Here is a 242-nt window from a genome sequence, read left to right on the forward strand (position 1 = left end):
AAGCCGGTCCCGCTCATCGCGGGCCGTGTTGACCTGGGATTCGACCGTCTCTTCAGTGGAGGTGACCTTGTAGTCGACCAGCGTCACTTCGGGTTTGAGCGCGTCGCGCGCGTAGTAGTGGTAGGCGCGATCAGTTTCCTTGACGATGGTGCCGGTCACCGGGTCCACCCAGAAGGTTCGCTGCGCGGCGTAGTACCGATTCATCGTGATCTGTTCGCCCGGTTCACCCGGAACGCCCCACA

Annotated in this window: 1 protein-coding gene; it reads right to left on the reverse strand. The window is 62.4% G+C overall.

Features of this window, described 5'->3' with window-relative positions:
- On the reverse strand, positions 1 to 242 hold a 242-nt coding region (locus F0Q45_RS27305), incomplete at both ends, for a porin PorA family protein (RefSeq protein ID WP_149656738.1).

This window comes from Mycobacterium simiae, from assembly GCF_008370645.1.
Taxonomy (GTDB): domain Bacteria; phylum Actinomycetota; class Actinomycetes; order Mycobacteriales; family Mycobacteriaceae; genus Mycobacterium; species Mycobacterium simiae_A.